This is a genomic window from Parapusillimonas granuli (assembly GCF_013416525.1).
Lineage (GTDB): Bacteria > Pseudomonadota > Gammaproteobacteria > Burkholderiales > Burkholderiaceae_B > Parapusillimonas > Parapusillimonas granuli.
Genome location: NZ_JACCEM010000022.1, coordinates 1 through 7,156, shown reverse-complemented (window position 1 = coordinate 7,156; position 7,156 = coordinate 1). Strand labels below are relative to the sequence as shown.

The following is a 7,156-nucleotide window of genomic DNA, read 5'->3' as shown; positions in this document are numbered from 1 at the left end:
GGCTTGGCATGAGCTGCCATGATGCGCTGGTTCCAATTCATCTGAGTATCCATCTGCTTTATCTCCGAAAAGCAGGTGGGGAATTTTCAATGATCCCAACTGGGGATTATTGGATGACCGATGACACCGCCCCTGGGCGGTCGTTGCTTCTTTAAGGCGCTCAAGGTCGTATGCAAGATTCTCACCCGGGGTGAGCATCAGCACCCAATGCAGTTGCCCCGGCTCTTCAGACCATAGCGTCAAGGCTGCACTGGCCTGGCCCAGACCACGCGCATAGGCTTTTTGATGACGTGTCAGGCCGATGCCATAGCGTTGATGGAATTTCTTGACCATCGCCTAGGCGCGCTCAGCGCTGACGGTGCCAGCTGTCCAGCGCGTGTAACTGAGCCTGACATGGTCGGCGACGCGCTGCATGAATGCCGCTTTGTAGCGCTGGACGGTGCCGGCGCTGGGCGACTTCGGGTTGTTTTGTGGGTTGATGCTGTTCATGAAAACGGCTCCTTCGGGGGATTTCCACAGTCAAAAGGTGACGTTGGAGTTGAATTGAGCGCGTTTTTTGTGCAGAACGCTTCGGCACGAACCAAACTGGGCGAAACGACCGCTACACGCGCTTTTCAGCGTGTAGCGACCCCCCCTTCGCGCGCGATCGCGCGCAAACAAATAAAGATTCCAAGATTCTTTCTTGAGAAGGCGAAAGCGGACACTGCACTGGAGCGGTAGCTGACAGGCTACCGGCGGCGGTGGGGCGGCGCGTGAGGACGCTGGCAAACGGTCGCTATAGGAGTTGAGGGCAACCGCTCTCCCAGGAACTCTATATCTGCAAGGACATTATTATGAAAAACGCGACACACTCGCCGGTTACGACCGACGACGTTGCAGCAGGCGCGGGCATGCGTCCACGGCTCGTTCAATGGCTCTATAGAAAAGCCGAGCTGCGGGGGCATTCTCGACATGAGCTCGCCCGACAGCTCGGCATCACATTCGGTGAACTCATGACGTTTTCGAGCGGCGCTCGGGAGATGACAGGGCTGAAGAACCCCAGCGTGCGAACCATCGCGCACTATCTTGAACTGCCACCTGCCGCCGTCTGGCTGCTGGCTGGCAAACTGTCAGCCACTGATTTTCTGATGCCTGACGCCAGCCTCGCTCCCGTTGAGCAACTCATCGAAGGCGTCCAGCGTATCGCACAAGACCCCGTGGTCGGACCACTCGTCCCACCAGAAGTATTCGATGTGCCCGACAGCGTCAAAGCGTTGCTGTGCGCTTTGTACGAAGACGCGACCACCCAAGAGCTTTTCCCGCCAAGACGCTTGCCGATGTTGCTGCAGGGGTTACAGGATGCGGCAATTGCTCTAGACGAAGAGGATGCGCAAGCGAAAGCGAATGACATCGCTGATGGGAGGTTGCATTGATTGACGACCCGGATGAGCTCACTCGCTGGATTCCTGTGTTGACCCGCAATCAGGATGTATTGAGCCAACGGCTCGTCGCGCATGCGTTGGCCGAGCGTTGGGGCCTGCGGGGTCTGGCATGGACCCTGAACGTGTTTGATGACGAACTGCGCGATATCTGGGCAGACGGCCAGGGCTTGGCTGGCGCACCGGCGAGTACCACGGCAGCGGCAGCGAGCGTGCTGGGCATCGGCATTTGGCAGGCTCGTTTTTTAGCGGAGGAACTCTCGCTATCGTCCTTTGTGACTGATGAATCGCGCAGCGATCTTATCAGCCAGGCGAGAGCTCGATGGCCAGAGCTGAATGAAGCACCCGGAGAAGTAGCCCTGCTGGCACTGGTGCTCAGCGGCCACACGTTCACGCCGCGCGGTTTCTGGCGTCGCCTGCTCGACGGTCCCGAAGGCACTACACGAGTTTAGATTTAAAGTGTGCAGGCCGTCCGGCCATGTCGTTTCTGACATGGCAGTAAAAACATAACCATTTGATTTTTATTGATTTTACTTAGCCATCTCCGATCCGGAGATGGCTTTTTTACAACCTAAAGTCCTGTTTTCTTAATTTTTCACTTGCGCAAAATTTTAAATTTTGGACTTCGTCGCCAGACGTATCAAGTTCGAGTGTCTCGCACCGCTCAGCCCGAGGAAAGCATGCCCCTCCTCAGCCACTTTGGCTGCTCTGTGCGGTACAGGACACTCGAAAATGAAGTTGCATATTACAGAAACCGCTCTGAAAGCCATTGACCTATCGGGGCTGAAAACGAAGCTCACTGTTTTCGACCAGGAACAGACAGGCTTTGCCGTGGTTGTGACGCCAAAAGGGACGATGACCTTCAGCATTGTCTACCGCGACGTCAACGGTAAACAGCGTCAGGAAAAACTCGCGGCTGTCGATGCCATGTCGTGCCATGCGGCGCGCGCACTGGCAGCAACACGCCTGGAGGCGCTGACAACCGCCAAAGGCCAGGAGTCACGCACGCGTCGCCCATCGTGCCCGACGATGGAGCGGTACTTCTTTGACACGTTCTTGCCCAAGGTGAAGAACGAGAGCCGCTCCTATGAAACCCACGCATCCATTTACAGGAACCATATTCAAGATTTTTTCGGGCAGATGCGGCTGGATGACATTGGCAGCGACAATGTGGTTGCCTTCCATACCCATTTGCGCACCAAGCCTATTGCGAACGGTCGGTGGGTAGCCCGGGCGAATCAAGTGCTGTCCGAGGGGACGGTGAAGCGTGTACTGATCCTCGTGCGCCATATCTTCAACACGGCTATCAGTGACCCTTTGCTCACACTCAAAGAGAACCCGACACATGCCCTTCGGTTGACCACTGTACGAAAAGTCAAAGGGCGCTTCCTGACGCGGGCACAACTGCAGCGCCTGCTTCAAGCTGCGGAGAGCTCGTCCAACCCTTTCTTGCCAGACATCATCCGGCTGATGGGTTCCACCGGGCTGCGCCGCAGCAACGTGCTGACAATGCGATGGTCATGGTTCGACGCTGACCGGGGAACGCTGACCGTGCCTGATACGGACGACAAGGCTAAAAAAGGCTTTGTGATACATTTGGCGGAGGACGTGTGCTCCCTGCTGGAACAACTCCAGCAGTCGGCAAGCAGCCCGTGGGTGTTTCCAAACCCTGCCACAGGAAAACCGTTTCATTCGTGCCGCTCAACCTGGGTGACGACATGCAAAAAAGCCGGCCTGGAAGGACTACGTATGCATGACCTGCGCCATACTTTCGCCACGATGATGCTCGACAATGGCGCAGATATCGTGGATGTGCAACAAGCCCTGGCGCACACCCAACTGAAAACCACGGCGGTTTATCTGCATCTGACCGAAGCGCGCAAGAGGGCACATGCCAACGCGGCAGTCCACGCCACAGGATTGTTCATGTAATTTTTCAAACCTTGATTCCCTTGAGCCCTGCCATGCAGGGCTCTTTTTGTTTGTGGCATTACTTGCTTCTTAATACCCAAATAGGTATAATTCAGCAATGCCTGCCTCGACGAAACCACTACGTTGGGTCGCCTCAAGCAAGAAAGACTTGATGGCCATGCCCGAAGATGTACAAGATACCTTTGGATATGCATTGCATCTAGCACAAGCTGGAAAAAAGCATCCTGACGCCAAGCCGCTGAAAGGCTTCGGTGGTGCGGGCGTTTTGGAAGTGGTTGAAGATTTTCACGGCGACACCTACCGCGCCGTTTACACCGTGCGTTACGCCCTGGCAGTCTACGTGGTGCATTGCTTCCAAAAAAAATCCACCCACGGTATTGCTACCCCAAAGCCTGATATGGATTTGATTAAATCGCGATTAAAGGCTATTGAAGCCAATCAAGGAGGTCAGCCATGATCGATATTGAAGAAAGCTCTGGCAACGTCTATGAAGACCTGCAAACTCCCGATGCAGGAGCTATGTATGTAAAGGCTCGCCTGGCCAGCAAGATTAGCGATATTATTCGCCATCGCCATCTGACGCAACAGCAAGCAGCCGAAATTCTGGGCATTCCGCAACCGAAGCTCTCTGGTTTGCTGCGCGGGCAGTTTCGTGGCATCAGTGAGGCGAAGATGATTGAGTGCCTGAATCTCTTGGGCAGGGATGTCGAAATCGTCGTGCGTAAGGCACGTCGTAGCCACCCCCAGGGTCACACCGAAGTCGTATTCGCCTGAGTACGACGACGCTCTCAGCAGCAAACAGCATTGAAACATTTATTTATTTTTTGCCACAAGAGCCTTTGAGTTGAAAACGCATGTCGGCGATAGCACTCACTGACATGCTGACATTGTCGTGTTTTCCGGGAATAGGGGCTGCGATAGCGCCAGCCTAGCGGTCGGTAGTTCGAGACCTGTCAGCGGCAACGCTGACACACAGGGCAAAACTTTGATTTTTCATTTGAAATCAAACTGTTACATGAGTTGAATTCTCACGCTCACTACTGCTCCGGATAACATTCAAGGTACGGCAGGGAACGACACTGTTAACGGTTACGTGAACACTACAGCCGGCTCTAATTCGAGTACGTTTACCGCGGCTGATGTTATCGACGGCAAAGCTGGTACGGACAGCATGAACATCACAGTGGAAGGCACGGGCGCGGGTTCACTCCCTGTCGCTACCATTTCGAATGTTGAGAATTTCTTTATTCGCGACGTTGCTGGCGCGGGTTCTACTTACAACTTCGGCATCATTCAGGGCGAAGAACAGGTGTGGTCGAATACGTCTACTAACACCGTGACTTTCCAGAATCTGGGCACAGGTACGACAGTTGGCCTGAAGGGCAATGGCGTCCTCAACAACCTTGGAAATCTTAACTTTAACATGACGACGGCCACCGATGCGGTCAGCATCGCGATTGATGGTGGCGTGAGGAATACGGTTGCACCGACTATTACCGCTACAGCAGGCACGGCAACAAGCGCAACGATCGCTTCGACAGGCGCTGCCAATACCGTTGGTGCTGTAACTCTTTCCGGTGGTACCAACACGGTTCAAAATCTGACGGTAAACGCGGCTACCAACCTGACCGCTGGGTTGGTAGCCACTGACTTTGCAACGGCAGGCGCGGTACTGGTCGTCTCGGGTGCTGCATCGTCAGTGAATCTGGGCGGAAATGGCGTGTTCAAGACCATCGATGCGTCCGGATTGACAGCAGGTGGTGTTACGGTTGGCTTGAGCAACGTTACTACGAGCTTCAAGGGCGGTGCGGGCAACGACAGCGTGACAGGTACTGCAATTGCTGCGGGTGCAGTAATTGATGGCGGCTCAGGCATTGACACTGTTCAAACGACTTTGATCAATGCGGGGAACGCAGCCTCCTTTAAGAACTTTGAAATTCTGAACGTTACCGGTCAAACCGCAATTAACCTGGATGCTAACTTGTTGACAGGCTCAACAATTACTGGCGCACAGATTGCGGGCGTTTATACTACGGGCGCTAGCCTTTCGAACCTCTCAGTAGACGCTGACGGCTTCGATTTGCTGGTGTCAGGCTCGACTGCCGCAGCTAATGATGCACTTACTTTGGGCTTCAAGAACATAACGGGCACTGAGGATAAAGTTAATGTTGTGTTTTCTGCTCAAGCAGCGGGTACCAACACCAACGCGGGGGTTGTGACTCTTCAGGGTATTGAGCAGGTCACAATAGCATCTGGTGGAACTGCGAAAACCGGTGCTTTCGTCAACCAAATTACCCTTACCGACAATGCTCTGCAGACCGTTACCATTACCGGTAGCAATGCTACGAGCCTCCAGGTTACTGACCAAGATTTGGTTGGCACTGCTACGTTGAGCGCGTTGACAACCATTGATGCTTCGGCTGCTACTGGTCGTTTCACCTTCGTTGAGCTGGCTGATGCCACTAGCAAGGGTCTGACTATCAAGGGCTCTGCTGGCGTGGACAACATCACTGTGCTGACTCACGCGCTTTCTGGTGGTACGTACGGTGCCGACACTATTACGTTGGGCGCGGGCGCCGACGTGGTGAACGTAGGGGGCGCGACGCTCCAAGTCGTCTCGAATGCTGCGGCCGTTACGACGATTACCGATGCAGCAACAGGTGACATACTAGATTTCAGCGCTGCATTAGCTGCTCAAGCAAACTTTGTGAGTACTGCTGTTAGCACCGCTGGCGCTACGGATTTGCGAACGGCGTTGGATGCCATTGCAAATGGAGCCGGCGGAGTCGGCAATGCTGCTTGGGGTACATACGGTGGCGACACCTACATTGTTTTTGATGCTGCTGTTGCAGGGTTGACAGTTGCTGACCAAGTTGTCAAGCTTGTTGGCGTCCATAACCTTGCGACTTCCACCGTCGCCGGTGGAGATCTCGTGCTGGCGATGTAGGAGGCTACTAAGAATAGTTTTCCGTCGGTCTATCCCCGCTAGGGGGTGGACCGGAGAACGGTGAACACTTAGTGGAAGAAAGGGCTGAAGCGGCCGAGATTTGTTCTGCAGCACTGTCGAATGAAGCCTCAGGCCTTTGGGTTTCAGTGCGAATAGAATAGCGACGCTGCTCCAGCACCAAAAGCCCCGTTCGCTGGGCTTTTGCCATTGGCCGACTACTCCTCATCAACCCCTCAGACGCCAAAATCTATGGTCAGCCCGATTTTTGCAAGATAGATCGGTGTGGCGTAAAGTTGGCTGTAAGCGTTCGCCGAACACACATTGACACGGCCCCATTAGGGGCCGTTGTTTTTTAGTCGCTAGTTTGCGGCGGCCAGTTGTGCGTTAGCGTCCAGCGAACCCCATCTGGTTATTGTCCCGACAATCGTTAGGATGAACTACTCCACTAAGACATCATGGAGAAGTTCATCCCATGGGCACTGAAGAGAACGCCGCTGTGGCGACCCACGCCGACACAGGACGCCGTCGGCGCACCTTTCTTTACCGAAGCCTTCAAGTCCGAGGCCATCGAGTGTTGTTTGCAGCTTGGTGTGTCGATCGCTGCGGTCGCCCGCGCCTACGATCTGTGAATCACCCCGGGAATTTCGGAGGCTGTTTGGTTAAAGTGAAACAGGTTCCGCAGCGGGTGCTGCGAGTTGTCGATAGTATCGCTCTTCAGCTTCTGCCGGCGGCATGTCGCCAATAGATCCGAGCAGGCGTTGGTGGTTGAACCACGAGACCCATTCTAGGGTGGCCAGCTCTACGGCAGCCTTGGTCTTCCAGGGGGCTCGTCGGTGAATCACCTCCGTTTTGTACAGGC

9 protein-coding genes and 1 pseudogene are annotated in these 7,156 nt (G+C 54.6%); 7 read left to right on the top strand and 3 right to left on the bottom strand.

Annotated elements, in window-relative coordinates; translation table 11 throughout:
* Positions 1-333, bottom strand: a pseudogene (locus H0A72_RS21790) (hypothetical protein); the annotation flags it as partial.
* A gap of 3 nt (positions 334-336) precedes the next feature.
* Positions 337-489 carry a hypothetical protein gene (locus H0A72_RS21785; RefSeq protein ID WP_180158616.1) on the bottom strand — a complete coding sequence of 51 codons (153 nt, stop codon included), beginning with the start codon at positions 487-489 and terminating at the stop codon, positions 337-339.
* A 344-nt stretch (positions 490-833) separates the two neighbouring features.
* On the opposite strand from H0A72_RS21785, the gene H0A72_RS21780 reads away from it, so the two are divergent.
* From H0A72_RS21780 to H0A72_RS21750, 7 genes are all read left to right on the top strand, one after another.
* Positions 834-1,412: a hypothetical protein gene (locus H0A72_RS21780; protein ID WP_180158615.1), complete on the top strand. Its 579-nt coding sequence runs from the start codon at positions 834-836 to the stop codon at positions 1,410-1,412.
* Complete coding sequence (locus tag H0A72_RS21775; protein ID WP_180158614.1) at positions 1,409-1,870, top strand: hypothetical protein; 462 nt, start codon at positions 1,409-1,411, stop codon at positions 1,868-1,870. The genes H0A72_RS21780 and H0A72_RS21775 overlap by 4 nt, the downstream gene beginning before the upstream one ends.
* Positions 1,871-2,150: 280 nt before the next feature.
* Positions 2,151-3,350 carry a tyrosine-type recombinase/integrase gene (locus tag H0A72_RS21770; RefSeq protein WP_180158613.1) on the top strand — a complete coding sequence of 400 codons (1,200 nt, stop codon included), beginning with the start codon at positions 2,151-2,153 and terminating at the stop codon, positions 3,348-3,350.
* Positions 3,351-3,447: 97 nt separating this feature from the next.
* Positions 3,448-3,807 carry a type II toxin-antitoxin system RelE/ParE family toxin gene (locus tag H0A72_RS21765; protein ID WP_180158612.1) on the top strand — a complete coding sequence of 120 codons (360 nt, stop codon included), beginning with the start codon at positions 3,448-3,450 and terminating at the stop codon, positions 3,805-3,807.
* Positions 3,804-4,124 carry a helix-turn-helix domain-containing protein gene (locus H0A72_RS21760; RefSeq protein WP_180158611.1) on the top strand — a complete coding sequence of 107 codons (321 nt, stop codon included), beginning with the start codon at positions 3,804-3,806 and terminating at the stop codon, positions 4,122-4,124. The genes H0A72_RS21765 and H0A72_RS21760 overlap by 4 nt, the downstream gene beginning before the upstream one ends.
* A gap of 397 nt (positions 4,125-4,521) precedes the next feature.
* Positions 4,522-6,297 (top strand): beta strand repeat-containing protein, encoded by a 1,776-nt coding sequence (locus H0A72_RS21755; RefSeq protein ID WP_180158610.1) that lies wholly within the window; start codon positions 4,522-4,524, stop codon positions 6,295-6,297.
* Positions 6,298-6,752: 455 nt separating this feature from the next.
* Entirely contained in the window at positions 6,753-6,926 is a 174-nt protein-coding gene (locus H0A72_RS21750; protein ID WP_180158609.1) for a transposase, read from the top strand.
* Between the two features lie 30 nt (positions 6,927-6,956).
* Here H0A72_RS21750 and H0A72_RS21745 read toward each other — a convergent pair.
* A partial coding sequence (locus H0A72_RS21745) for an IS3 family transposase (protein ID WP_180158608.1) occupies positions 6,957-7,156 on the bottom strand: 200 nt, incomplete at its 5' end.

Coding starts and splice junctions, on each gene's coding strand:
- H0A72_RS21765 (WP_180158612.1), top strand. CDS start 3,448: ATGCCTGCCTCGACGAAACCACTACGTTGGGTCGCCTCAAGCAAGAAA.
- H0A72_RS21785 (WP_180158616.1), bottom strand. CDS start 489: ATGAACAGCATCAACCCACAAAACAACCCGAAGTCGCCCAGCGCCGGC.
- H0A72_RS21755 (WP_180158610.1), top strand. CDS start 4,522: ATGAACATCACAGTGGAAGGCACGGGCGCGGGTTCACTCCCTGTCGCT.
- H0A72_RS21750 (WP_180158609.1), top strand. CDS start 6,753: ATGGAGAAGTTCATCCCATGGGCACTGAAGAGAACGCCGCTGTGGCGA.
- H0A72_RS21760 (WP_180158611.1), top strand. CDS start 3,804: ATGATCGATATTGAAGAAAGCTCTGGCAACGTCTATGAAGACCTGCAA.
- H0A72_RS21780 (WP_180158615.1), top strand. CDS start 834: ATGAAAAACGCGACACACTCGCCGGTTACGACCGACGACGTTGCAGCA.
- H0A72_RS21770 (WP_180158613.1), top strand. CDS start 2,151: ATGAAGTTGCATATTACAGAAACCGCTCTGAAAGCCATTGACCTATCG.